This is a genomic window from Burkholderia theae, assembly GCF_048565265.1.
GTDB lineage: Bacteria > Pseudomonadota > Gammaproteobacteria > Burkholderiales > Burkholderiaceae > Burkholderia > Burkholderia theae.
Window position 1 is genome coordinate 1,487,282 of the sequence record NZ_CP183461.1, and the last position, 23,564, is coordinate 1,510,845.

Sequence of the window (23,564 nt, forward strand, 5' to 3'; positions counted from 1 at the left end):
TTACGCGCCAGCCGCGCGCGGATTCAGCGTACGTTCGAGCGGGGCAGGCTGCCGTCGAATGCATCCTGCAGCAGCGCACGCAGGCCGTCGCGTTCGATCGGGCGCGGGTTCCAGTACGGATTGGCGGCCGCGAGATCGGCCGCGCGATCGAGGTCGGCTTCCTGCATGCCGATCGCTTTCAACGAGACCTGTGCGCCGTTGTCGAGCGCCAGCGCGTAGATGCCGCGCGCCGCGTCGTTGGTGCCGATTGCGCGGGCGATCCGCTGCATCGCGTCCGGTGCATGCGCGGCGTTGTACGCGAGTGCATGCGGCAGCACGACCGTATGGGTCGGCGCGTGCGGCAGGTTGAAACTGCCGCCGAGCGTGTGACAGAGCTTGTGGTGCAGCGCCATGCCGACGTTGCCGAGAACCATGCCGCACAGCCACGCGCCGTAGAGCGCATCGCTGCGCGCCGCGAGATCGGCGGCGTTGCGGCGCACGCCGGGCAGGCCGCGCGCCAGCGCGCGAATGCCTTCCTCGGCGACGAGGCTCATGACCGGATTCGCGTTGTTCGCGTAGAGGCCTTCCGCCGCGTGCGCGATCGCATTGATGCCGCTCGTCACCGACAGTTCGACCGGCAGCGTGACGGTGAGCTCGGGATCGTAGATCACCGTCTTCGGCAACACGCGCGCGTCGGACCCCGTGCGCTTGACGCCGCCTTCGGTCAGGCCATAGATCGGCGTCATTTCGCTGCCGGCGTAGGTGGTCGGTATCGCCAGGATCGGCAGGTTGCTTTCGAGCGCGATCGCCTTGCCGAGGCCGATCGTCGACCCGCCGCCGATCGCGATCGCGCAATCCGCGTCGCATGACCGGGCGAACGCCTGCGCATCGCGGGCGATTTCGATCGGCACGTGCATCGTCGCGCGGTCGTAAAGCCCGGCGGCACGCGCACCGAGCCGCTCGACGATGCGTTGCGCGAGTTCGCGCTGGTCCGGCGTGCAGAGCACCAGCGCGCGCTGCGCGCCCAGTTCCAGCACTTCGCGTTCGAGATGCTGCAGGCTGCCGGCACCGAAGACGACGCGTGCGGGACGCGCCTGGTAGATGAAGTTCATGTTCTCGTTACTCCGTTGCGTAGTCGACCTGGTCGTGCCGGATCATGCGGCGCGCTCCGCGCGATTCAGCACGAAGTCGTAATCGAGCGTGTAGAACGGCGTGTCCATGCGCGATCCGTCGGGCGCCGTGCCGGGCGCGTGCCGGACCCAGTCGGCGACGAGCGTCGAACGCACGCCGAATACCGCATCGGAGTCGAGATAGCGGTCGCCGTCTCGGAACACGTGCGTGATCAGCGTTTCGAAGCCGGGCGCCTCGATCATGAAGTGCAGGTGCGCGGGGCGCCACGGGTGGCGGCCGAGCGCATCGAGCATCGCGCCGACGGGGCCGTCGTGCGGAATCGGATACGGTTCGGCGAGGATCGAACGGAACGCGTAGCGGCCGTCGGCATCGGTGCGCAGCCGCCCGCGTGCACGATGCGTGACCGAGCCGTCGTCGGCCGGCTGTTGCACGTCGTAATGCCCGTCCTCGTCGGCTTGCCAGACTTCCAGCGAGGCGTGCGCGACGGGCGTGCCGTGGATGTCGCGCACACGACCCGACACGAAGCAGGGCTCGCCGCATGCGCCGTTCGCGATGTCGTCGAACATCCCGAACTCGGGGCTGCCTTCGACATAGAACGGACCGAATACGGTCGCCTCCGTGCAGCCGGCCGGCTTCGCATGATTCTGCGCGGTCACGAGCGTCGACAGCCCGAGCACGTCGGACAGCAGGATGAACTCCTGCCGCTTGTCGTCGGTGATGTGCCCGACCGCGGTCAGGAAGCCGATCGCGGCCTGCCATTCGGTTTCGGTGAGCTTCGTTTCCCGTGCGAACGCATGCAAGTGCTGGACGAGGCTCGTCATGACCGTGCGCAGCCGCTCGTCGTGGCAGCCGCCCAGCGACGCGATCACGGCCTGCGTGATGGTGTCTTCGTTGAGATTGCGCATGGGGTCGTCTCCTGATGTCGTTCGATCACGCATTGACGTAACATTAATTCCTCCTTTGATCGTAATAAAGAGGGTTTGGAGGAGTTTTGTTCTCCGCCAGGTGGAAGAATCGAACGCATGGACAAGTGGACGCAGATCGAATTTTTCGTGCAGGTGGCCGAGCTGGGCAGCCTGTCGAAGGCTGCCGAGCGGCTCGGTATGTCGAGCGCGGCGGCGAGCCGCTGCCTGAATGCGCTTGAAGAGCGCCTGGCGGCGCGGCTCGTCGAGCGGACCACGCGCCGCTTGTGGCTGACCGACGCCGGGCACGAGTACCACCGGCGCTGCGTCGCGATCCTGACGGAGCTGTCGGAGGCCGACGCGGCGGTCAACGAGGCGAGCGTCAATCCGGCCGGCACGCTGCGCGTGACCGCGTCGGTGTCGTTCGCGTCGATCTATATCGCGCCGGCGTTGCCGGAGTTTCATCGCCGCTACCCGAACCTGACCGTGCAGATCGTCGCCGCGAACCGCTACCCGGATTTCATCGAGGCCGGCATCGACGTGGCGATCCGCACGCGCGAGCACGAGGCCGATTCGGGCATCACTGTGCGCAAGCTCGCCGAGACGCGGCGCGTGCTGGCCGCGTCGCCCGGGTATCTGGCGAAGCATGGCGCGCCGGCGACGCCCGACGCGCTGTGCGACCACCGGCTGCTGGTCTACAACCTCGCCAACGATCCGTACGTGCTGCATTTCCGCCACGGCGCGAAGAAGCAGTCGGTCACGATCAAGAGCGTGCTCGATGCGAACGAAGGGCAGGTGATCCGAGCCGCGGCGCTCGCCGGGCTCGGCATCCTGATCCAGCCGCTCTACATCATCCACGACGATATCGTCGCGGGAAAGCTGGTGCCGGTGCTTACCGACTGGCAACTGCCGACGCTCACCGTCAACATTGCGTACCAAAGCCGCCGTCACCAGCCGGCGAAGATCCGCGTATTCACCGAGTTTCTGGTCGAGCGCTTCGAACGCCTCGGACTCGCGCGCAAGTGGAAGGAAGTCGGCCGCTGAGCGAGGGCGGTCGGTCGCGATCGGCCTGCGGTTGCGTGACGGGTTGGGGCCTGAGTCGAGCGTGGTCGTGAAGGATCAGCACGAGTTCGCGGTGCGCAACCGGCCGCAGGGCGACACGCTGCGGGTGCAGTTCAGCTTTCCGCTTCAGCGGCATCGCGCGAGCCGGGACAAGCTGACAAAATCCTGACGAATCAAGTTGATATATTGTATCATCCGATGTTTTCGTCGCCTGCCGCCCGGGCCGCCGGGCATGGCCGCGCGCGACGACACCATCCGAAGATCGATACGAAGTGACGAAAGCCAGAAACAAACCGGCGCGAGGGGAGCGGCAGCATGCCGCGTCGCGCCGGAACACCGGCGCCTGGCGCGCACGCGGCTGCACGACCTTGCTGGGCTGCGCGATGGCGACCTCCGGCGCATGGGCCGCCGAAGCGGCAGCCCCCGCACCGGACGACCGGCACGCGTTGCCGGCGATCAATGTTTCCGCGCGATCCGCGCCGGTCGACCCGCTGACGCAACCGCTCGAAACGGGTTCGCGGCTCGGGCTGGCGAGCCTCGATACACCGGCGAGCGTCGAGACGGTCACGGCCGACACGATCGAGGCGCGCGGCGATCGCACGGTGCTCGACGCGGTCACGCGCACGGCCGGGTTCTCGAGCGCGATGGCGCCGGGCACCGGCGGCACCGCGATGAGCGTGCGCGGCTTCAGCGGGCAGGAATCGGTGATGACGCTGCTCGACGGCGTGCGGCTCATGCCGGCGGCCGGCACGATCACGTTCCCGTTCGATACGTGGTCGGTCGAGCGTATCGAGGTGCTGCGCGGCCCGGCGTCGGTGCTGTACGGCGAAGGGGCGATCGGCGGCGTCGTGAACGTGGTGCCGAAGCGGCCGCAGCGCACACGCGAGACGACGCTGCAGGTCGGCGTCGGCCCCGACGGCGCGAAGCGCGTCGCGTTCGATACGACGGGCGCGCTCGGCCCGTGGCTGTCGTACCGCTTCTACGCGAGCGATACACGCGCGAACGGTCTCGCGGAGCGGGCCGATACGCATACGACGGCGGTCGGCGGCGCGCTGCGTTTCGACGTGAGCCCGCAACTCACGCTGACGCTCGACTACGACTACGGCCGCCAGATGCCGGCGACCTACTATGGCGTGCCCGCGCCGAACGCCGTGCTCGACCCGTCGCTGCGCAAGCTCAACTACAACGTCGGCGATGCGACGATCGCGTATTACGACCAGTGGACGCGCCTGTCGGCCAGCTACCGGCCCGCGGCCGGCGTGACGATCGACAACCAGCTCTACTACCTGACGTCGAACCGCCACTGGCGCAACGCCGAATCGTATGCGCTCGACCCCGCGACGGGGCGCGTCACGCGCGGCGACTATCTCGACATCGGCCACCACCAGCGGCAGATCGGCGACCGGCTGAGCGCGCGTTTCGACGGCACGCTGTTCGGTCGCGCGAACCGCTTCGTCGTCGGCACGGAATTCAGCCAGATCACGTTCGACGGTACCAACAATTCGCCGTACGGCGGCGAATCGACGGTGGCCGCGCATGGCTTCGATCCCGGCGTGTTCGCGAGCCCCGACCCGACGCTGCCGAAGTTCAGTACGCGTGCGCGGCAGGCCGCGGTGTTCGCCGAGAACCGGCTCGAAGTGCTGCCGCGGCTCGCGTGGGTGAGCGGCCTGCGTTACGACCACATCGCGTTCAGCCGCGAGCAGGCGGCGACCGGCGCGGGCTTCGACAAGCGTTTCGCGAACGTCGGCTGGCGCACGGGTTTCGTGTTCGAAGTCGCGCCGACGTTGAGCGCGTATGCGCAGTACACGACGGGCGCGGAAGGCCTCGGCTCGCTCGTGACGCTGTCCGCGTCGCAGGCGAACTACCGGCTCGCGACCGGCGAACAGTGGGAAGCCGGCGTCAAGCAGACGCTGCTCGACGGCCGCGCGTACTGGACGTTCGCGGTGTACGACATCACGAAGCGCAACCTGCTCAGCACCGACCCGTTCAATCCCGCGCTGCGCCAGCAGGTCGGCAGGCAATCGTCGCGCGGCGTCGAGCTGACGGGCGGCGCGCGGCTGCCGCACGGCTGGACGGTCGACGCGAACGTCGCGCTGCTGCGCGCGCGCTACGACGCGTTCAACCAGACGGTTGGCGGCGCGACGGTGTCACGCGCCGGCAACGTGCCGTCCAACGTGCCGCAGCAGACGGCGAACCTGTGGCTCGGCTGGGCGTTCGCGGAGCGCTGGCAGGCGAATGCGGGCGTGCGTTATGTCGGCGCGACGTACGGCGACGATGCGAACCGCCTGCAGGTGCCGTCGTACACGGTGTTCGATGCGTCGCTGCGCTGGCAGCCGACGTCGCGCACCGAGCTGGCGCTGTATCTGCGCAATCTCGCGAATCGCACGTATGCGGTGACGACGTCGAACGGCGGCGAGCAATGGTTGCTCGGTCCGTCGCGCTCGGCGGAGCTCGTCGCGACGATGCGTTTCTAGTGCGGCGCGGCGAATCTCCGGTGGCGCACATGCTCGAAATCGAACGCGTGAGCTGGTCTCCCGGCGGTGCGGTCACCGTGCTCGATGCGGTGACGCTGAACGTCGCCGACGGCGAGTTCGTCGGGCTGGTCGGGCCGAACGGCAGCGGCAAGACGAGCCTGCTGCGCTGCGTGTTCCGTTACGCGCGGCCCGACGCGGGCGGTGTCGCGCTCGATGCGCAGGACGTGTGGCGCATGCGGCCGCGCACGGTCGCGCAACGCATCGCGGTGTTGCAGCAGGAGACGCCGGACGATTTCGGGCTGACGGTCGACGAACTGGTCGGCATGGGCCGCACGCCGCACCAGCGGCCGTTCGATGCGGAGTCGGCCGACGACCGCCGGATCGTCGAAGCCGCGCTGCACGACGTCGGTCTTGCCGAGCGCCGCGCGCAACGCGTCGCGTCGCTGTCGGGCGGCGAGAAGCAGCGCGCGCTGCTGGCTCGTGCGCTCGCGCAACAACCCGAGCTGCTGCTGCTCGACGAACCGACCAATCATCTCGACCTGCGTCACCAGCTCGAACTGCTCGCGCGCGTGCGGCGCCTCGGCATCGCGACGCTCGCGACGATTCACGACCTCAATCTCGCGGCTGCGTATTGCGACCGGCTCCATGTGCTCGCGCACGGGCGGGTCGTCGCGTCCGGCGCGCCGGACGACGTGCTGACCGAAGCGCTGCTGCGCGACGTGTTCGGCGTCACCGCGCTCGTCGACCGCCATCCCGTCACGGGCCGGCCGCGCATCACGCCGCTTCATCCGGAATGACCGCCATGCCGTTTCCTGTCCTGTCCACCGTATCCCGTCGGGTTGTCGCCGCTGCCGTGCTCGGCTGCGCTGCCGTTCACGCGGGCGCCTATCCCGTCACCGTGCGCAGTTGCGATCGCGACGTGACGTTCGAGCGCGCGCCGACGCGCGCGGTGAGCAACGACGTGAACCTGACCGAGATGATGCTCGTGCTCGGCCTGAAAAACCGGCTCGTCGGTTATACGGGCATCGGCGGCTGGAAGACCGGCACCGCGCGCGTGCGCGACGCATTGCGTGGCGTGCCCGAACTGGCGAGCCAGTATCCGTCGCTCGAAGTACTGGCTGCCGCGCGCGCCGATTTCTATCTGGCGGGCTGGAACTACGGGATGCATGTCGGCGGCGCGGTGACGCCCGCGACGCTCGCGCCGTTCGGCATCCGTACGTACGAACTGACCGAATCGTGCTCGCACGTGATGAAGCAGACGCCCGCGTCGTTCGACGACGTGTTCCGCGATCTGAACAATCTCGGCCGGATCTTTGGCGTCGAGGCGCGTGCCGTGCAGGTGGTCGCCGCGATGCGCGCGCGTCTCGCGGCTGTGTCGCGCACGATCGGGCGCCCCGAGCCGCTGCGCGTGTTCGTCTACGACAGCGGCACCGACAAGCCGATGACGGCGGGCGGGCTCGCGATGCCGACTGCGTTGCTGGCGGCGGCAGGGGCGCGCAACGTGATGGACGACGTGCCGCGCAGCTGGACGCAGGTGAGCTGGGAGAGCGTGGTCGAACGCGATCCGCAGGCGATCGTGATCGTCGACTATTCGGCGGTGACGGCCGCGCAGAAGCAGCAGTTCCTGCTGAGCCAGCCGGCGCTCGCGCGCGTGGCCGCGATTCGCGACCGGCGCTTCGTCGTGATTCCGTACGACGCGGCGACGCCGGGGCCCGAGAATGTCGCGGCGGTCGAGACGCTGGCCCGCACGCTGTATCCGGCCGCGTTCGCCGGGCCGGCGCGATGAGCGTGCGCGTGCAGGCGTCGCGGCTCGGCATGCGCGTGGTGCTGCCGGCGCTGGCCGTGCTGCTGATCGTGTCGATCGTCGCGTCGGCTGCGTTCGGTCCGGCGCCGATCGCGATGCCGGTCGCGGTGCGCATCGTCGCCGCACATATCGCAGCGGCGTTCGGCGAGACCGGCGCGTTCGCGGCGGGCGCGGGCGACGACAGCATCGTGTGGCTGATCCGGATGCCGCGCGCGTTGCTGGCCGCGATCGTCGGCGCGACGCTCGCGGCGGTCGGCGTCGCGTTGCAGGCGGCGACCGCGAACCGCCTTGCCGATCCGCACCTGCTCGGCGTAAGCGCGGGCGCGATGCTCGGTGCCGTCGCGGTCACGGTGGTGGCCGGCGCGGCGTTCGGCCCGTTCACGTTGTCGGCCGCCGCATTCGCGGGCGCGCTCGCGGCAACCGCATGCGTCATCGCGCTCGCTTATCGGCGCGGCCGGCTCGAATCGGACCGGCTGCTGCTCGCGGGCGTATCGGTGTCGTTCATGATGGCCGCGTTCGGCAACCTGTTGCTGTATCTCGGCGACCAGCGCGCCGCGTCGTCGGTGCTGTTCTGGATGCTCGGCGGCGTCGGGCTCGCGCGCTGGGATCTGCTGCCGGTGCCGGCCGTGTGCGCGGTGCTCGCGGGCGGTGCGCTGTACGCGCGCCGGCGCGAACTGAATGCGCTGATGTCGGGCGATGCCGCCGCGGCTGCGCTCGGCGTGCCGAGCGCGCGGATGCGGCGCGAGGTCTTCGTCGTCGCGTCGTTCGCGACGGGCGCGATGGTCGCGGTGAGCGGCGCGATCGGCTTCGTCGGGCTCGTGACGCCGCATCTGTGCCGGCGCGTCGTCGGCGCCGAGCACGGCAGGCTGCTGCCGGTCGCCGCGTTGACGGGCGCGATCCTGCTCGTGTGGGCCGATGTCGCCGCCCGCACGCTCGCGGCGCCGGAGGACCTGCCCATCGGTATCGTGACCGCGCTGTTCGGCAGCCTGTTCTTCGTCGCGTTGTTGCGTCGCCGCTGAGCGGCGCGCATGTGCCGCCGGCAAGCCGTCAGGCGAGGGCGGGGCGGTGGCCCGCCGCGCGATTCATCGCGGCGGCGTGGCCGTGCGCGTGCCGTCGCCGAGCGCGTCGGTGTGCGCGATCGTGCCCGCCAAGTCGAAGAGACTGTCCGGCAGTGCGCGCGCGGGCAACGTGATCACGAAGCGTGCGCCGCCGAGCGGCGAATCCTCGAGCCGCACGTCGCCGCCGTGCACCTGCGCGACGCGCCGCACGATCGCGAGCCCGAGCCCGAAGCCACCGGTCTGCCGGTCGCGGCTCGAGTCGAGTCGCTGGAACGGTTCGAACACGCGGGCGCGTTCGGCGACCGGAATGCCGGGGCCATCGTCGTCGACGCTCAGCACGAGTGCGCCGGACCGGTCGCTGGCAGCGGCCAGCACCACCGTGCGCTGCGCGTAGCGCGCGCTGTTGCGGATCAGGTTCAGCAACGCGCGGGCGACGAGCTTCGGATCGCACACGTGGGTCGCGGGCGCGCCCAGCGTCGATACGTCGAGCGTGACGCCGCGATCGGCGATGTCGTTCGCGACGTTGCCGGCGACGCTGTCGATCAGCGCATCGACGACGACTTCCATCGGCGCGAGCTGGCTCGCCCCCTGTTCGAGCCGGCCGATCGTCAGCAGCTCGGTGACGAGTTCGTCGAGTTCGCGCACATCGCGCCGCAGCGCGTCGCGGCGTTCGCGCATCCGCGCCGATTCGTCGGGCTCGGCGAGCAGCGCGAGCCCGAATTCGAGCCGCGCGAGCGGCGTCTTCAGCTCATGCGAGATGCCGTGCATCATTTCGCGCTGCTGCTTGATCGACGCCTCGATGCGCTCGGCCATGTCGTTGAACTGCTGCGACAGCTCGTCGATGTTCGACTTGCCCGACAGCTTCACGCGCGTCGACAGCATGCCGGCGCCGAATGCGCGTGCGGCGTCCTGCAGCTTGCGCAGGTCGCGCCAGTGATAGTGAATCCACAGCACCACAGCGAACAGCGTGCTGATCGCGAGCAGCAGGTACGCATAGATCCTGATGTCGAGATCGGACGCTTCGACCGGCCGCGCATGCAGCACCGTGCCGTCCGCGAGCGGCATGTAGTAATCCTTGCTGTTGTAGCTGATCGCGATCTTGCCGGCATCGAGATCGCGCAGCGGCGCGCCGCTCAGTTGCGCGCGGGCGGCGGCCATCGACATGAAACCGAACCCTTCGTTGCCGTGCTTCGCGAGTTCGCGCAGCGCGAGCTCGCGTTGCCCGCCCGGATGGCGTTCGAGGTAGTCGTTGAGCACGAACGCGTAGGTCGTCAGCGAGTCGCGCTGCGCCTGCGCGGTGCGCTCGTAGAAGATCCGGTCGAACGACAGCTGGATGAACATGATCGCCGCGATGACGAACAGGATCACGACGAGGTACAGCCTGATCAACGGACGCAGCATTTATTCGTCCCACGCGGAAGGGCTGAACAGGTAGCCGCGGCCCCAGATCGTCTTGATCTTGTGCGGCTCCGATGAGGCATCCTCGAAGCGGCGGCGCAGCTTCGAGATGCCGGAATCGACCGAGCGGTCGAGCCCGTCGAATTCGATGCCGCGCAATTGCTTCAGGATGTCGTCGCGGCTCAGCACGGTGCCGGCTGCGCGCGCGAGGATCAGCAGCAGGTTGAATTCGGCGGTCTTCAGGTCGACCGGCTCGCCGCGCCACGTGACGGTGCGGTTCGGCGGCGAGATCACCAGTTCGCCGAATACGAGCGCCTCGGGCGGTGCAACGGGCGCATCCGCGGCGGCCGGCTGCGCGCGGCGCAACAGCGCGCGGGCGCGCGCGACGAGCACGCGCGGCTCGATCGGCTTCGTCACGTAGTCGTCGGCGCCGGTCTCGAGTCCCGCGACCTGGTCGTAGACGTCCAGGCGCGCGGTCAGGATCAGCACGGGGACGTTGGTGAACGCACGGATGCGCCGGCAGACCTCCATCCCGTCGAGATTCGGCAGCATCAGGTCGAGTATCACGAGGGCCGGCTGGTGCTCGCGCACCGCCGCGACGGCGAGGTCGCCGCGCCGCACGACCGTGACCGCGAATTCATAACCGTCGAGGTACTCGCGAACGAGCTGCGCGAGCCGGTCGTCGTCCTCGATCAGCAGTACACGGTATTTGAGCGGATCTTCGTTCATATTCTCCTCGAGACGCACGCGCCATCTCGTACCCCGGCAGGCCGGAGCGTGGCGCGGCACGCGAATTCTATCCGGCGCACCGGAGGCCGGGGGAGCAGGGCGACAATCGCGGACAATCGAACACAATTGAGCACAGATTCTCCGCAGATTCTGGACAGTCTTGGCGCAGGGCGGCACCTAGACTGCGGGCTCCGTCACTCTTATCTCAATATTGTGCGCCCATTACTCCGCCGCTACCGCTATTGCATGCCGCTTGCCGGCCTGACCCTCGCCGCCGCCGCCCACGCGGAAAACCAGTATTCGCTGTCCCTCGGCGGCGGGTTCGCGCCGCGCTACCAGGGCAGCAATCAGTATCGCGGCGTGGTCGCGCCGTCGTTTTCCGCCAAGTTCGGCAACGGCTTTTTCATCGACACCACGCAGGGCGCCGGCTACCGGCTGGATCTGCCGCATGGCGTGTTCGTGTCGGCGGCCGTCAGCTACGACGCGGGCCGCGCGGACGAGAGCCGCTTCGACCTGCCGGGCTCCGACTACCTGAAGGGCATGGGCCGGATTCCGGGCTCGGTGCTTGTCGGCGTGCGCGCGGGCGTGACGCTGTTCAATGCGGCGGAACTGAGCGTCACGATCGACTCACCGGTGACGCATACGTCGCGCGGCGTATCGGGGCACATGGATCTCGCGGTGCCGGTGCTCAAGACCTCGCAGCACGAGATCGTCGTGACGGGCACCGTGCATGCGGGTTCGGGACGCTATACGCAGACGTTCTACGGTGTGACCGATGCACAGTCGATGACGAGCCGGTTCCGGCCGTATTCGACGAGCGGCGGGATCGACAGTGCGTCGATGGCGGTCGCGTGGAACTGGACCCTGTCGCAGCACTGGTCGGTGCTCGCGACCGGCGGCGTCACGCGGCTGCTCGGCCGTTACGGCGACAGCCCGATCGTCCAGTCGCGCAGCAACTACTTCGGCATCGCGGGCGTGACCTACAAGTTCTGAGCGGGTTGGGCGCGATCGTCATGCACGCGCCGTCACGCGGGGCAGCGTGCGGTAACATGCAGGCGGCTCCGGCGCGCCGAATCGGCGTGGCCGGCGCGTGCGAGGCCGCGGTTCGCTTGCCGGCCTCTGTCCGGAAACGGCGGGCGACGCGCGGCACCGATCATGCATGCAACGCCCGGTCGGCCAGGAACGCCGCACATGCTCCGCCGGGCGCGAAAGGGAGAAACCGATGAAGAAGACAATCGCGATGATGATGGCACTGGTTGCGAGCGCAACGTTTGCGGGATGTGCGGACATGAACGGGAACAACACGAACGCGGGCAGCGTGCCGGCGAATGGCGGGCAGGCGGGCGCGTCGCACGCATGCAAGGCGGATGCGGGGCCGGACGATGCGCTGGTCGGCAAGACCGAGGCCGATGCGGCGGCGCAACTGGACGGCTGCCTGTGGCGTGTGCTCGAGCGCGACGGCAAGGCGTTGCCCGGCACGATGGATTACCGTGAGGAACGCCGCAATCTCGGCATTCGCGACGGCAAGGTGATCTGGGTGCGGCGCGGGTGATCGATCGACGTGATGACTCCGCGACCGGAGTCGTCGACGTCGCGTTATCCGCGCGTGTGTTTCAGGAAGAGCGGCACGGCTGAACTTGAGTGGGCGGCATGAACGCGCCCGAGTTGCCGCCGACCGTGGAGAAATGATCGCCGCGCAATGCGTGCGATCGCGTGCGCGTTACTTCGAGATGTACCACAGCGCATCCGTGCTGACGCGCGAAGGCTGAGCCGCAGGCGCCGGAACCGGCGCGGCGGGCGGCGTGTTCGACGTGACGGCGGTCGGCAGCGTGGCGGGAATATTCGCGGTCGACGGCGATGCCGCAGTCGATCCCGATCCGGACGTCGACGGCGTGTTCAGATACCAGAGCGCATCGGTCGACGACGTGCGCTTTGCGGCCGCATTGGCGGGCGTATTGGCCGCGGTATTCGTCCCCGCATCGACGGACTTCTTCGACGCTGCGGCCGCAGCCGTCGGCGAGCCTGCGGTTGCCGGACGCTGCGTCGCCGTACCGGCCTGCGCGTTCATCCCTGCAGCCCCGGCCGCGCCACGCTGCGCGCGCGCCTCAAACGGCCCGAGCTGGAAGATTAACGTTTGCGCGGGACGTGTCACAACGGCATACGGAAACTGCAGCTCCCACGACATCAGCACGCGCCCGGCCGACGTCTCGGTGAAGATCGCCGGCACGTGCTTCATGTCGCTGAACTGCACGTAGATGCGCGCGCCGTCGTCGAACACCTGGGTCGGTTTTGCCTGGTCCGCACCCGTGACCGTCCATCCGAAGTTGTACGTGCCGGCCGGGCCGGCGGGTCCGCCCTGCGGCGGCGGCGGCGGCGGTGCGGCCGGCGAGATCGTGCGCGCGCGCGTGACCGGCGGCGCGGACACGCTCAGGCTCGCGAACGGGTTGTACGCCTGTTGCTGCTGCGGTGGCGTAAAGGAGGGCGGAAGGATGGGCATGGGAGTATCCGGCGAATCCGGCATGGTCCGGATTGCATCATAGACCTTGCGCGCATACGCGAGGCGCTTGTCGGGCGACGCGGAGTTGTACGCGCCGATCGCGTTCCAGTTGGGACCGAGCTGGCGGATGTTCTGCGACAGGATCCACGCGCCGACATACGCGTTCGTGCACGGATCGAACAGGCTCTGTTGCGTGATGCCTTCGCGCGCGAGCGTCGGCAGCCACGTGCTGTTGATCTGCATCAGGCCGATGTCGACCGTGCCGTTCGTATTGGTGTTGATGGCATTCGGATTCATCCCCGATTCGACCTGCGCGATGCCGCGCATCAGCGCGACGCTCACGTGCTGGAACGCGGCCGCGTCGTCGAGGCAATCGGCCCGCGCGACGCCGTGCAGCGCGCACGACATGGCAATCGTCGAGGCGACTTTCAGCGTTTCGCGGCTGATCGAACGGGTGGTATGACGCGGCATGGCAGGATGGGGCGGAATCCGGGCGCCCGGTGCAAGGAAATTACGCGAGACGCGAAGTTTGCCATAGCGAGCAGACAAATGGCTCGCGTCAAACTTTCCTTTGCATTTGCCCATCAGTTCGCCATGCATTTTTATCGCGCCGGATCACCGGTTGCCGTGAAGCTTGGTCGGTAAAAATGGCCGGCATTCCGCGCGTATGCCGATGCAGTGAGGTGTTCGGAAAACTGACGCATCGCGTCAGTTGTACCGGGAAAGCGGCGGTGAATGGAACAGGACGGAAATCGCCCGGTAATTTTGCGATCGGACCGATAAAGGCGATAAAAAGAGCGGCCGAAACCGCCGGGTCGACAAGCGCGGTTTCGACCGGCCGTGCGGCGCGCCGTCCGGGCCCCGCGAAGTCATTGCGGCTTCGTCATGCATCCTGGTTCCGGTGCGCCGTCTGCGTGACCGACCGTAGCCGCCGTGCACCGAAACCCCGGCCGCCGGTCCGCTTTTGTATATAATAATCATTCTCATTTACAAAATCGCCGACGCCTGCGCACCCCGGAACCCGGCCATGTCCGCTGACAAGCTGTCTCTCCATCGAGAAATCGACGCCCTCTATGTTGGCCACCACGCGTGGCTGCGCGGCTGGCTGAGCCGCAAGCTCGGTTGCGCGCACCGCGCGGCCGATCTGGCGCACGACACGTTCATGCGCCTGCTCGCGCGTGACGAGCCGATCGGCGCTGACGAGCCGCGTGCGTTCCTGACCACGGTCGCGCAGCGCGTGCTGAGCAACCACTGGCGGCGCGAGCAGATCGAGCGCGCGTATCTCGACGTGCTCGCGCAACGGCCCGAAGCGGTTGCGCCGTCGCCGGAAGAGCGGGCCGTCGTGCTCGAGACGCTGCTCGAAATCGACCGGCTGCTCGACGGGCTGCCGCTCGCGGCGAAGCGCGCGTTCCTGCTCGCGCAGCTCGACGGACTCACTCAGGCCGAGATCGCGCGCGAACTCGGCGTGTCGCTCGCGACGGTGAAGCGTTATCTCGTGAAGGCCGGCACGCAGTGCTTCTTCGCGATGGCGGCCTGACCGATGGCCGCCCCGGAAGCGCCGGCGGTGCCGCCGCAGGTCGCGCGTCGCGCGGTCGAATGGTGGGTCGATCGGCAGGCCGGCCGCACGGACGACGCGTTCGCCGCCGCACTCGCGCGCTGGCGCGCCGAGGATCCCGCGCACGACGCGGCGTGGCGTCATATCGAAGCGATGCAGGGCCGGTTCGGCCGGCTGACGGCCGGGCTCGACACGCAGGCCGCGCACGCGGCGCTGCTGCCGCCGCGTGCGGGCCGCCGCCGCGCGGCCGCGAAGACGCTGGCCGTGCTGCTGTTCGCGGGCGGCGCCACGTGGATGGCCGATCCGGTGCGGCGCGCGGCGATCTGGCCGGCCGACCTGCGCACGGCGGTCGGCGAGCGGCGCACGGTGACGCTCGCGGATCGCACGGTCGTCGTGCTGGATACCGACACGGCGCTCGACGTGCGCTTCGACGGCATGGCGCGCCGCCTGCACCTGCTGCGCGGCGCGATCATGGTGACGAGCGGCCACGACGATCGCGTGCCCGCGCGGCCGCTCGTCGTCGCGACCGCGCAAGGCGAGCTGCAACCGCTCGGTACGCGCTTCGCGGTGCGGCAGCGCGACGGCGCGACGCGCGTCGAGGTGTTCGCCGGCGCCGTGCGCGTGCAGCCGGCCGATGTGGCGGCCGGCACGCGCGTGATCGCGGCCGGCGAGGGCGCGGAATTCACGCGCGACGCGATCGGCGCGTCGGCGCCGCTCGATGCGTATGCGTCCGCGTGGACGGGTGGCATGCTCGTCGCATCGCGCATGCGGCTGGCCGACCTCGTCGCCGAACTCGATCGTTATCGCCGCGGCAGCCTGCGCTGCGATGCGGCCGTGGCCGACCTGCGCGTGTCGGGCACCTATCCGCTCGACGATCCCGCGCGCGTGCTCGACACCTTGAAGGCGACGCTGCCGATCGACGTCGACTACCTGACGCGCTATTGGGCGACGGTCGTGCCGGCCCGTTCGTGAGCGCGTCGAAAATTTTTTTCTCCGACCTGAGCTGTTTCTCGATGTTCGCGTGACATGGGTAGTGAAAGCAGCACTGGCCCATCGTCCACCGACTCCCCGATCATGGTTTCCATCCGTCTCACGTATCGGCGCCGTCCGGCGCCCGCCCGTCATCTGCCGCGCGCATCGCGCCCGGCCGCGCCCGCCGCGCCGGGCCGCCTTGCGCGCCGACTGGCCGGCGCCGTCCTGCTGTCGGCGCTGCTGCCGCTGCCCGCGCTGGCCGACACCGATGCCGATGCGGCACCCGCCGCGCAGCGCGCGTCGCGTCGCGCGTTCGACATTCCGGCCGGCCCGCTCGAAGCGACGCTGAACCGGTTCGGGCGCGATGCAGGCATCCTGCTCGCGTTCCCGGCCGAGCTGACGGCCGGTCTCACGAGCGGTGGCGTGCACGGCCGATTCGACGTCGACGGCGCACTCGATCGTGTGCTGGCGGGCACCGGGCTCGTCGCGCTGCGCCAGCCGGGCGGCGGCTACACGCTGATGCGCACGAACGGCTCGGCCGCGCGGCCTGCGGCGACCGGCGCGGCGGCGGCTGCCGAGCTGCCGGCGATCAACGTGCGCAGCACCGCGCTGCGCGCGGAAAGCTACCGGCCGCCGAAGGAAGCGGGTGTGCTGCGCTCGGATATCCCGCTGCTCGACACCGCGCAGGCCGTCAACATCGTGCCCGCGCAGGTGCTGCGCGACCAGCGTCCGCGCAATCTCGACGACGCGCTCGGCAACGTGAGCGGCATCACGCAGGGCAACACGCTCGCGGGCACGCAGGACACGATCATGAAGCGCGGTTTCGGCGGCAACCGCGACGGCTCGATCATGCACAACGGGATGCCGATCGTGCAGGGGCGTTCGTTCAACGCGGCGGTCGACAGCGTCGAGGTGCTCAAGGGGCCGACGTCGCTGCTGTACGGGCTGATGGATCCGGGCGGCGTCGTCAACGTGGTCAGCAAGCAGCCGCAGCTCACGCGCTACAACGCGATTTCGCTCGGCGCGTCGACGTTCGGGCACGGCAAGAACGGCGGCAGCGCGACGTTCGACTCGACGGGGCCGGTCGGCGATTCGCGGCTCGCGTACCGGCTGATCGTCGACCAGTCGAACGAGCAGTACTGGCGCAACTTCGGTGAAAACCGCCAGACCTTCGTCGCGCCGTCGCTCGCGTGGTACGGCCGCGATACGCAGGTCGCGGTGTCCTATGAGTACCGCCAATTCCATTCGCCGTTCGATCGCGGCACCGCGCTCGACCCGCGCACCAATGCGCCGCTCGACATTCCCGCGCGGCGGCGACTCGACGAGCCGTTCAACAACATGGACGGCGAGTCGCATCTCGCCCAACTGAGCGTCGATCACCAGTTCAATGCGGACTGGAGCGCGCATCTCGGCTACAGCTACAACCGCGAAACCTACGACGCGAACCAGTTGCGCACGACGGGCGTCGATCCGGTGAAGGGCACGCTGTCGCGCAGCAACGATGCGACGCACGGTTCGCTCAGCACCGACAGCTACGGGATCGGCTATGTGAACGGCAAGCTGACGCTCGCGGGGATGCGCCACGACGTGCAGATCGGCTTTGACAGCGAGTACCGCCGCATCTACCGCAAGGACATGCTGCGACAGGCCGTGAAGACGCCGTTCAGCTATCTCGATCCCGTGTACGGGCTGCTGCCGCCGTCGAGTACCGTGTCCGCGAGCGACAGCGACCAGACCGACACGCTGCACGATGCGTCGGCGTTCGTCCAGGACACGATCCACCTGACCGACAAGTGGATCGTGTCCGGCGGCTTGCGCTACATCACGTACAACCAGGTCGCGGGGCGCGGCCGGCCGTTCAAGGCGAACACCGACCTCAGCGGCTCGAAGTGGCTGCCGCGTGCGGGCGTCGTCTACAAGTGGACCGAGTCGTTCTCGCTGTACGGCAGCTATTCGCAATCGCTGAAGCCGTCGTCGTCGATCGCGCCGATGACGGGCTACATCATCGACGGCGCGACGCCGCCCGAGGAAGCGACCGCGTGGGAGGTGGGCGGCAAGCTCGACCTGCCGGGCGGGATGACGGGCACGCTCGCGCTGTTCAACATCGACAAGAAGAACGTGCTCGTGTCGCAGTACAACGACGCGACGAAGCTGACCGACTGGCGCACGTCGGGCAAGGCGCGCTCGCGCGGCGTCGAGCTTGACCTCTCGGGCAAGATCGGCGAACGCGTGAACGTGATCGCGAGTTATGCGTACATCGATGCGAAGACGACCGAGGATCCGCTGTACGCGGGCAACCAGCTGTGGAACGTCGCGCGCCACACGGCGTCGCTCGCGGCCGTCTACGACGTCGGCACGCTGGTCGGCGGCGACGACCTGCGCATCGGCGCGGCGGCGCGCTACGTCGGCGCGCGGCCCGGCGATTCGGCGAACAGCTTCACGCTGCCGTCGTACGTGCTCGCCGACGCGTTCGCCACCTACGACACGCGGATCGGCAAGCAGAAGCTGTCGTTCCAGCTCAACGTGAAGAACCTGTTCAACCGCACGTATTACCCGTCGAGCGCGAACCGCTATTTCGTCGCGATCGGCGACGCGCGACAGGTGTCGCTGCTGACCACGCTGCAGTTCTGACCACGCAATCGCCGCGTGGCCGATCCGACGGCGCGCGGCTTCGGAGAAGCTCCAGATGAACCGGAAGATGAAGACCGGCGCCGTGCGCGCCGTTGCTATCGACGCGCGGCGCCGCGTGTTGCGCGCGATCGCGGGCTCGGTGCTCGCACTGGGCCTGGGCGCGGGGGTTCCCGCCACCGCGCTTGCAGCCGACGCGCCGCAGGCCGTCACGCGCGTCGCGATGCTCGTGCAACTGCGCGGCCCGAACCTGAAGGTCGACGAACGCATCGTCCAGCATCTCGGCGAGCGGGGTTACGCGGTGCGCCTGATCGACGAGTCGGCCAGCCCCGACGCGGCGCGCGATGCCGACCTGGTCGTGATCTCGTCGACGGTGTCGTCGAAGAACGTGCGGCCCGGCTGGCGCACGCTCGACAAGCCGCTCGTGACGTGGGAAAACGACCTGCTCGACGATCTTGCGATGACGGGCAAGCGTCACGACGTCGACTTCGGCGAAACGGGCAAGGAGCGCTACCTGTGGCTCGTCAATGCGCCGCATCCGATCTCGGCCGGGCTGCCGGCCGGCGCGACGAACGTGTACGGCAAGCAGGCGCCGATGAGCTGGGGCAAGCCGGGGCTCGGCGCGATCACGATCGCGACCGTGTACGGTCAGCCCGACAAGGCCGCGATCTTCGCGTACGAGAAGGGCGCGACGATGGACTACGAAGCGCTCGCGCCGGCGCGCCGCGTGATGTTCTTCCTCGACAACGACACGTTCGTGAACCTGTCGCCGGCCGGCGTCGCGCTGTTCGATGCGGCCGTCGACTGGGCGGCCGGGCGGCGCTGATCGGCCACGGCAACCGCGTCGCCGGGCGTGCGACTCAGGTTGCTTGCGGCGGTGCGCTTCGTTGCGACGCGGCTTCGATCAACCGGGCCAGCATCTGCGCCGGTTCCGACATCGTGCGCCGCGCGCGATGCACGAGCCCGATGTCGCGGTGAAACGTGTGGTGCCCGAGGTCGAGCGCGCGCACGCCGGCCGGCCAGCGGCGATACACGGCGGTCTGCGGCACGATTGCGATCCCGACGCCGTTCTCGACCAGCTTGACGATCGCGTCGAGCTCGTCGAGTTCGCAGGTGTCGCGCACCGCAATGTGCATCTTCCGCAGGAAACGATCGACCTGTCGGCCGCCGAACGATGCGCGGTCGTAGCGGACGAACGGCTCGGTCGCGAGCAGCTCGGCCCAGTCCTTGCCCTTCACGCCGCGCGGCACGATCAGCCGGAACGGTTCCTGCGCGAGCGTCGTCCAGTGCAGGTCGCTCTGCAGCGAAAACGGCGGCCGGATGATTGCGGCCATGTCGATCTCGCCCGCGTCGACCCGGTTGACCAGCTCGATCGACAGTCCCGGTATCACGCGCGTCCGGCAGCCGGGGTGGCTGCGATGGAAATCGGCCAGCGCGGCCGGCAGCAGCGCGCTCTGCACCGACGCGATCGCGCCGATCGTCACGCGCACGGCGGCCGGCGAGCCGGGCGCGGTCGAGCTCAGGTTCTCGTACAGGCCGATCAGCGCCTGCGCCTGGTCGAGCACGTGATGGCCCATCTCGTTGAGACGGGCCGAGCGGCCTTGCCGGTCGAACAGCGCGAAGCCGAGTTCGGCTTCGAGACGCTGCATCTGCGCGCTCACGGCGGCCTGCGTCAGCCCGATACGGTTGCCGGCCGCGGCGAACGTGCCTTCCCGGGCGACGGCGACGAGAGTTTTCAGCTCGCGGATCATTCATCAATTCCGTTTGTGAATTGCAAAACTATATATTGATTTAATTTTTGCGTGGCGTTGTCTACCATGGTGCGATCCGCGCGCCATGCGCGTGTTTCTTCACGAGGCAACCATGAGTCTTTCCCCGTTTCACCTGGCGATTCCGGTCTACGATCTGCCGGCCGCGCGCGATTTCTACGGCCGTGTGTTCGGGCTGGAAGAGGGGCGTTCGAGCGCGCAATGGGTCGACTTCGACTTCTATGGGCACCAGCTCGTGATCCATGAGCATCCGAAGACCGCGTCGCAGGAAGGCGCGCATACGAATGCCGTCGACGGTCACGACGTGCCGGTGCCGCACTTCGGGATCGTGCTCGACTGGGCGAGCTGGGAAGCGCTGGCCGAGCGGTTGAGGTCGTTCGGCGTGACGTTCGTGATCGAGCCGTATGTGCGGTTCCAGGGGCAGGTCGGCGAACAGGCGACGATGTTCCTGTTCGATCCGTGCGGCAATGCGCTCGAGTTCAAGGCGTTCCGCGATATCGGCCAGCTGTTCGCGAAGTGACGCGCGGGGCCGTCAGCGCCGATTGAAATTGGGTGCGAGAATGCGGCGTTCGGCCGGGCCGCGCGCACGCGCACCGGCCGGTGCCGCGCCGCACGGCTTCCGTCCGTGCGCGCCGTTCTCCAAGGAACCCGTATGGACAGTCACATCGCTCCGGTGGAGCTGAAGAAAGCCTACCGTCTCCTCAACCACGGGCCGACCGTGCTCGTATCGGCCCGCCACGACGGCGTCGACAACGTGATGGCCGCGGCCTGGGCGTGCGCGCTGGACTTCCTGCCGCCGAAGCTGACGGTCGTGCTCGACAAGTCCGCGAAGACGCGCGAGCTCGTCGAGCGCAGCGGCACGTTCGTGATCCAGGTGCCGACGGCCGCGCAACTGCAGCTCACGCACGCGGTCGGCAACCACAGTCTTGCCGAGCGACCCGACAAGCTGCGCGAAGCGGGCGTCACGCTGTTCGATGTCGACGGCCACGACCTGCCGTTCGTCGCCGGATGCTCGGGCTGGCTCGCGTGCAAGCTGATCCCCGAACCGCACAACCAGCAGACCTACGACCTGTTCATCGGCGAAGTGGTCGGTGCGTGGTCCGACACGCGCGTGTTCCGCGATGGCCACTGGTATTTCGAATCGGCCGATCCCGCGCTGCGCAGCCTGCACTACATCGCGGGCGGTAATTTCTATGCGATCGGCGAATCGCTGCACGTCGATCCGGACGCGCCGTAAGCGTCACGCGATCTTCCGGTTCCGCTCAGGGAGCGTGGCTCACGCGCGCTTCTTCAATTCCGCCAGCATTGCTTCGGCGAATGCCTGCGCGACGCGCGGCAACGTGCGTCCGCGTTTCGTGACGAGCGCGATCGGCCGCACGAATGCGGGATCGTCGATCGGCTTCGCGACCAGCTCGGGCTCGGCGCGCACCTCGCGCGCGGTCGCGGGCAGGATCGTCACGCCGAGGCCGCCGCGCACCATCGCGACCGCCGTCATCATGTAGGTCGGCTCGCATGCGATGTCGGGCGTGCAGCCGGCCGCTTCCAGCGCGGCATCGACGACGCTGCGCACGCTCGTGCCCTGCGCGGTGAGCACGAGCGGCACGCTGGCGACGTCGGCGGTGGTCACGCGGCGCTGGCGCGCGAGCGGATGGTCTTTCGGGCACACGGCGACGAGCCGGTCGGCACCCGCGTACAGCACCTCCAGCGATGCATCGAACGCGTCGCCGCCCGTCAGCCCGAGATCGGCCTCCTCGTTGCGCACGAGTGCGGTGACGAGGCTCGCGACGCCGTCGCGGATCTCGAAGCCCGCACGCGGCACGTCGCGCCGGAACGACTGGATCAGCTCCGGCAGCACGCTGGACGCGAAGGTCGGCAGGCACGCGAGCCGCACTGTGCCGCTCGTGCCTTCGCCGAGCGCGCGCGCATCGCGCAGCACGCGTTCCATGTCGTCGAGCGAGCGCTGCAGCAGCGGCAGCAGTTCGCGCCCGGTCTGCGTGAGCGCGACGCTGCGGCTGTTGCGGTCGAACAGCCGCGCGCCGACGATTTCCTCGAGCCGGCGGATCTGCACGGTCAGCGCCGGCTGCGACAGGTGCAGGCGCGCGGCCGCACGCGTGAAGTTGCCGGCGTGCGCGACGGTGACGAACGCGCGGATGTCGCGGAGATTCAGATCCATAACGATTCGTGATTGCTGCGATCAAATCATTTCAATTGTGCTATCGCTGCGCCGACCTTACGCTCGTCTCCAACAAAAGACAAGGTAGGAGACACGGATGCTGCCGTTACTCGGGCTTGGCACGATCGTCGTGCTGCTGGCCGCGATTCTGTCGAAGCGGATGTCGCCGCTCGTCGCGCTGATCATCGTGCCGATCGCCGCGTCGCTGATCGGCGGCTTCGGGCTGCACACCAGCAAGTTCGTCATCGACGGGCTGAAGGGCCTCGCGCCCGTCGTCGGGATGTTCGTATTCGCGATCCTGTATTTCGGCACGATCACCGATGCCGGCACGCTTGACCCGATCATCGACCGCATCCTGCGCGCGGTCGGCACGCGGCCGACGCGCATCGTGATGGGCACGACGCTGCTCGCGCTGCTGATCCATCTCGACGGCTCGGGCGCCGTCTGTTTTCTCGTGACGATTCCGGCCGTGCTGCCGCTGTACGACCGGCTGAAGATGGACCGGCGCGTGCTGGCCGCCGCGGTGTCGATGGCCGCGGGCATCAACTTCCTGCCGTGGACGGGGCCGATGATCCGCGCGTCGGCGTCGCTGCACCTGCCGGTGTCGGCGCTGTTCAACCCGCTGATTCCGGTCCAGGCGATCGGGCTCGTGTTCGTGTTCGGCGTCGCATATTGGCTCGGGCGGCGCGAGGAGAAGCGGCTCGGCCTGTCGCGCGACGCTGCATCGATTCCGCTGCCGAAGCGCGAGCTGACGCCCGACGAGCAGGCGCTGCGCCGGCCGCACCTGTTCTGGTTCAACCTCGTGCTGACGTTCGTGGTGCTCGGCACGATGGTCGTGATGGGCGAGAAGATCCCGCCCGCGATCATGTTCATGGTCGGGCTGTGCATCGCGCTGATGGTGAATTACCCGGACGTCGACATGCAGAGGAAGCGAATCGACGCGCATGCGCGCGCCGCGCTGATGATGGCCGGCATCCTGCTCGCGGCCGGCGTGTTCACCGGGATCATGCAGGGCAGCGGGATGCTGAAGGCGATGGCGCAGGCGGTGGTCGGCTTCGTGCCGCCGTCGATGGCCGGCCACATCCCGGTGGTGCTCGGCCTCGCGTCGATGCCGCTCAGCATGCTGTTCGATCCCGATTCGTTCTACTTCGGCGTGCTGCCCGTGATCGCGGAGGTGGCCGGCCAGCTCGGCGTGCCGGCCGTGCAGGTCGGGCAGGCCGCGCTGCTCGGGCAGATGACGACCGGGTTTCCGGTCAGTCCGTTGACGCCCGCGACGTTCCTCGTCGTCGGCCTGTGCGGCATCGAGCTGGCCGAGCACCAGAAATTCACGTTCCCGCTGCTGTTCGGCGCCTCGATCGTGATGACGATCGCGTGCGTCGTGCTGGGCATTTTTTGATCTTTCCCGGCGGCGTAACCGCCGGACGACGGTACGG

The 23,564-nt window shown here is 68.6% G+C and carries 21 protein-coding genes; 14 read left to right on the top strand and 7 right to left on the bottom strand.

Annotated elements, in window-relative coordinates; all coding sequences use genetic code 11:
• Nucleotides 1–23 precede the first annotated feature (23 nt).
• Complete coding sequence (locus ACN22W_RS06950; protein ID WP_419686949.1) at nucleotides 24–1,091, bottom strand: maleylacetate reductase; 1,068 nt, start codon at nucleotides 1,089–1,091, stop codon at nucleotides 24–26.
• Nucleotides 1,092–1,133: 42 nt separating this feature from the next.
• The gene (locus ACN22W_RS06955) at nucleotides 1,134–2,015 is read right to left on the bottom strand and encodes an intradiol ring-cleavage dioxygenase (RefSeq protein ID WP_419686951.1); all 882 of its coding nucleotides are present in this window, start codon (nucleotides 2,013–2,015) and stop codon (nucleotides 1,134–1,136) included.
• Nucleotides 2,016–2,132: 117 nt separating this feature from the next.
• Between ACN22W_RS06955 and ACN22W_RS06960 the strand changes: the two genes are divergently transcribed.
• From ACN22W_RS06960 to ACN22W_RS06980, 5 genes are all read left to right on the top strand, one after another.
• The gene (locus ACN22W_RS06960) at nucleotides 2,133–3,056 is read left to right on the top strand and encodes a LysR family transcriptional regulator (RefSeq protein WP_419686953.1); all 924 of its coding nucleotides are present in this window, start codon (nucleotides 2,133–2,135) and stop codon (nucleotides 3,054–3,056) included.
• Between the two features lie 401 nt (nucleotides 3,057–3,457).
• Nucleotides 3,458–5,548 carry a TonB-dependent receptor gene (locus ACN22W_RS06965; protein WP_419687383.1) on the top strand — a complete coding sequence of 697 codons (2,091 nt, stop codon included), beginning with the start codon at nucleotides 3,458–3,460 and terminating at the stop codon, nucleotides 5,546–5,548.
• A gap of 29 nt (nucleotides 5,549–5,577) precedes the next feature.
• A complete protein-coding gene (locus tag ACN22W_RS06970; protein WP_419686954.1) occupies nucleotides 5,578–6,345 on the top strand; it encodes an ABC transporter ATP-binding protein in 768 nt (255 codons plus the stop codon).
• Entirely contained in the window at nucleotides 6,342–7,334 is a 993-nt protein-coding gene (locus ACN22W_RS06975) for an ABC transporter substrate-binding protein (protein WP_419686956.1), read from the top strand. The genes ACN22W_RS06970 and ACN22W_RS06975 overlap by 4 nt, the downstream gene beginning before the upstream one ends.
• Nucleotides 7,331–8,371: a FecCD family ABC transporter permease gene (locus ACN22W_RS06980; protein WP_419686958.1), complete on the top strand. Its 1,041-nt coding sequence runs from the start codon at nucleotides 7,331–7,333 to the stop codon at nucleotides 8,369–8,371. The genes ACN22W_RS06975 and ACN22W_RS06980 overlap by 4 nt, the downstream gene beginning before the upstream one ends.
• Nucleotides 8,372–8,434: 63 nt before the next feature.
• Here ACN22W_RS06980 and ACN22W_RS06985 read toward each other — a convergent pair whose 3' ends face one another.
• On the bottom strand, nucleotides 8,435–9,811 hold the full coding sequence (locus ACN22W_RS06985; RefSeq protein WP_419686960.1) for an ATP-binding protein: 1,377 nt from the start codon (nucleotides 9,809–9,811) through the stop codon (nucleotides 8,435–8,437).
• Nucleotides 9,812–10,537, bottom strand: coding sequence for a response regulator (locus ACN22W_RS06990; protein ID WP_048244247.1), 726 nt, complete (start codon nucleotides 10,535–10,537; stop codon nucleotides 9,812–9,814).
• 246 nt (nucleotides 10,538–10,783) lie between these two features.
• On the opposite strand from ACN22W_RS06990, the gene ACN22W_RS06995 reads away from it, so the two are divergent.
• Entirely contained in the window at nucleotides 10,784–11,530 is a 747-nt protein-coding gene (locus ACN22W_RS06995; protein ID WP_419686962.1) for a MipA/OmpV family protein, read from the top strand.
• A 229-nt stretch (nucleotides 11,531–11,759) separates the two neighbouring features.
• The gene (locus ACN22W_RS07000) at nucleotides 11,760–12,089 is read left to right on the top strand and encodes a hypothetical protein (protein WP_048244387.1); all 330 of its coding nucleotides are present in this window, start codon (nucleotides 11,760–11,762) and stop codon (nucleotides 12,087–12,089) included.
• A gap of 168 nt (nucleotides 12,090–12,257) precedes the next feature.
• Here the strand turns inward: ACN22W_RS07000 and ACN22W_RS07005 are convergent, their stop codons facing one another.
• Nucleotides 12,258–13,505 carry a transglycosylase SLT domain-containing protein gene (locus tag ACN22W_RS07005; RefSeq protein ID WP_419686964.1) on the bottom strand — a complete coding sequence of 416 codons (1,248 nt, stop codon included), beginning with the start codon at nucleotides 13,503–13,505 and terminating at the stop codon, nucleotides 12,258–12,260.
• 556 nt (nucleotides 13,506–14,061) lie between these two features.
• Here ACN22W_RS07005 and ACN22W_RS07010 point away from each other — a divergent pair.
• Genes ACN22W_RS07010 through ACN22W_RS07025 form a run of 4 tightly spaced genes read left to right on the top strand, consistent with a single transcriptional unit; the run spans nucleotide 14,062 to nucleotide 19,015 of the window.
• Entirely contained in the window at nucleotides 14,062–14,571 is a 510-nt protein-coding gene (locus ACN22W_RS07010; protein WP_193098141.1) for a sigma-70 family RNA polymerase sigma factor, read from the top strand.
• Nucleotides 14,572–14,574: 3 nt separating this feature from the next.
• A complete protein-coding gene (locus ACN22W_RS07015) occupies nucleotides 14,575–15,561 on the top strand; it encodes a FecR domain-containing protein (RefSeq protein ID WP_419686966.1) in 987 nt (328 codons plus the stop codon).
• Between the two features lie 54 nt (nucleotides 15,562–15,615).
• Entirely contained in the window at nucleotides 15,616–18,192 is a 2,577-nt protein-coding gene (locus ACN22W_RS07020) for a TonB-dependent siderophore receptor (RefSeq protein WP_419686968.1), read from the top strand.
• Nucleotides 18,193–18,247: 55 nt separating this feature from the next.
• Nucleotides 18,248–19,015 carry a hypothetical protein gene (locus ACN22W_RS07025; RefSeq protein WP_419686969.1) on the top strand — a complete coding sequence of 256 codons (768 nt, stop codon included), beginning with the start codon at nucleotides 18,248–18,250 and terminating at the stop codon, nucleotides 19,013–19,015.
• A 34-nt stretch (nucleotides 19,016–19,049) separates the two neighbouring features.
• Here ACN22W_RS07025 and ACN22W_RS07030 read toward each other — a convergent pair whose 3' ends face one another.
• Nucleotides 19,050–19,940, bottom strand: a complete 891-nt coding sequence (locus ACN22W_RS07030) for a LysR family transcriptional regulator (RefSeq protein WP_129514294.1) — start codon at nucleotides 19,938–19,940, stop codon at nucleotides 19,050–19,052.
• A 112-nt stretch (nucleotides 19,941–20,052) separates the two neighbouring features.
• On the opposite strand from ACN22W_RS07030, the gene ACN22W_RS07035 reads away from it, so the two are divergent.
• Nucleotides 20,053–20,478, top strand: a complete 426-nt coding sequence (locus ACN22W_RS07035) for a VOC family protein (protein WP_021163061.1) — start codon at nucleotides 20,053–20,055, stop codon at nucleotides 20,476–20,478.
• Nucleotides 20,479–20,610: 132 nt separating this feature from the next.
• Entirely contained in the window at nucleotides 20,611–21,195 is a 585-nt protein-coding gene (locus tag ACN22W_RS07040; RefSeq protein WP_129514295.1) for a flavin reductase family protein, read from the top strand.
• A 39-nt stretch (nucleotides 21,196–21,234) separates the two neighbouring features.
• Here ACN22W_RS07040 and ACN22W_RS07045 read toward each other — a convergent pair whose 3' ends face one another.
• Nucleotides 21,235–22,131 (bottom strand): LysR family transcriptional regulator, encoded by an 897-nt coding sequence (locus ACN22W_RS07045; RefSeq protein ID WP_419686971.1) that lies wholly within the window; start codon nucleotides 22,129–22,131, stop codon nucleotides 21,235–21,237.
• 97 nt (nucleotides 22,132–22,228) lie between these two features.
• Between ACN22W_RS07045 and ACN22W_RS07050 the strand changes: the two genes are divergently transcribed.
• Nucleotides 22,229–23,527: a CitMHS family transporter gene (locus tag ACN22W_RS07050; protein WP_419686973.1), complete on the top strand. Its 1,299-nt coding sequence runs from the start codon at nucleotides 22,229–22,231 to the stop codon at nucleotides 23,525–23,527.
• The last annotated feature ends 37 nt before the right edge of the window (nucleotides 23,528–23,564 follow it).

Excerpts from the sequence above, each read along its gene's own strand:
- ACN22W_RS06950 (WP_419686949.1), bottom strand. The coding sequence starts at position 1,091 with ATGAACTTCATCTACCAGGCGCGTCCCGCACGCGTCGTCTTCGGTGCC.
- ACN22W_RS06955 (WP_419686951.1), bottom strand. The coding sequence starts at position 2,015 with ATGCGCAATCTCAACGAAGACACCATCACGCAGGCCGTGATCGCGTCG.
- ACN22W_RS06960 (WP_419686953.1), top strand. The coding sequence starts at position 2,133 with ATGGACAAGTGGACGCAGATCGAATTTTTCGTGCAGGTGGCCGAGCTG.
- ACN22W_RS06965 (WP_419687383.1), top strand. The coding sequence starts at position 3,458 with ATGGCGACCTCCGGCGCATGGGCCGCCGAAGCGGCAGCCCCCGCACCG.
- ACN22W_RS06970 (WP_419686954.1), top strand. The coding sequence starts at position 5,578 with ATGCTCGAAATCGAACGCGTGAGCTGGTCTCCCGGCGGTGCGGTCACC.
- ACN22W_RS06975 (WP_419686956.1), top strand. The coding sequence starts at position 6,342 with ATGACCGCCATGCCGTTTCCTGTCCTGTCCACCGTATCCCGTCGGGTT.
- ACN22W_RS06980 (WP_419686958.1), top strand. The coding sequence starts at position 7,331 with ATGAGCGTGCGCGTGCAGGCGTCGCGGCTCGGCATGCGCGTGGTGCTG.
- ACN22W_RS06985 (WP_419686960.1), bottom strand. The coding sequence starts at position 9,811 with ATGCTGCGTCCGTTGATCAGGCTGTACCTCGTCGTGATCCTGTTCGTC.
- ACN22W_RS06990 (WP_048244247.1), bottom strand. The coding sequence starts at position 10,537 with ATGAACGAAGATCCGCTCAAATACCGTGTACTGCTGATCGAGGACGAC.
- ACN22W_RS06995 (WP_419686962.1), top strand. The coding sequence starts at position 10,784 with ATGCCGCTTGCCGGCCTGACCCTCGCCGCCGCCGCCCACGCGGAAAAC.
- ACN22W_RS07000 (WP_048244387.1), top strand. The coding sequence starts at position 11,760 with ATGAAGAAGACAATCGCGATGATGATGGCACTGGTTGCGAGCGCAACG.
- ACN22W_RS07005 (WP_419686964.1), bottom strand. The coding sequence starts at position 13,505 with ATGCCGCGTCATACCACCCGTTCGATCAGCCGCGAAACGCTGAAAGTC.
- ACN22W_RS07010 (WP_193098141.1), top strand. The coding sequence starts at position 14,062 with ATGTCCGCTGACAAGCTGTCTCTCCATCGAGAAATCGACGCCCTCTAT.
- ACN22W_RS07015 (WP_419686966.1), top strand. The coding sequence starts at position 14,575 with ATGGCCGCCCCGGAAGCGCCGGCGGTGCCGCCGCAGGTCGCGCGTCGC.
- ACN22W_RS07020 (WP_419686968.1), top strand. The coding sequence starts at position 15,616 with ATGGGTAGTGAAAGCAGCACTGGCCCATCGTCCACCGACTCCCCGATC.
- ACN22W_RS07025 (WP_419686969.1), top strand. The coding sequence starts at position 18,248 with ATGAACCGGAAGATGAAGACCGGCGCCGTGCGCGCCGTTGCTATCGAC.
- ACN22W_RS07030 (WP_129514294.1), bottom strand. The coding sequence starts at position 19,940 with ATGATCCGCGAGCTGAAAACTCTCGTCGCCGTCGCCCGGGAAGGCACG.
- ACN22W_RS07035 (WP_021163061.1), top strand. The coding sequence starts at position 20,053 with ATGAGTCTTTCCCCGTTTCACCTGGCGATTCCGGTCTACGATCTGCCG.
- ACN22W_RS07040 (WP_129514295.1), top strand. The coding sequence starts at position 20,611 with ATGGACAGTCACATCGCTCCGGTGGAGCTGAAGAAAGCCTACCGTCTC.
- ACN22W_RS07045 (WP_419686971.1), bottom strand. The coding sequence starts at position 22,131 with ATGGATCTGAATCTCCGCGACATCCGCGCGTTCGTCACCGTCGCGCAC.
- ACN22W_RS07050 (WP_419686973.1), top strand. The coding sequence starts at position 22,229 with ATGCTGCCGTTACTCGGGCTTGGCACGATCGTCGTGCTGCTGGCCGCG.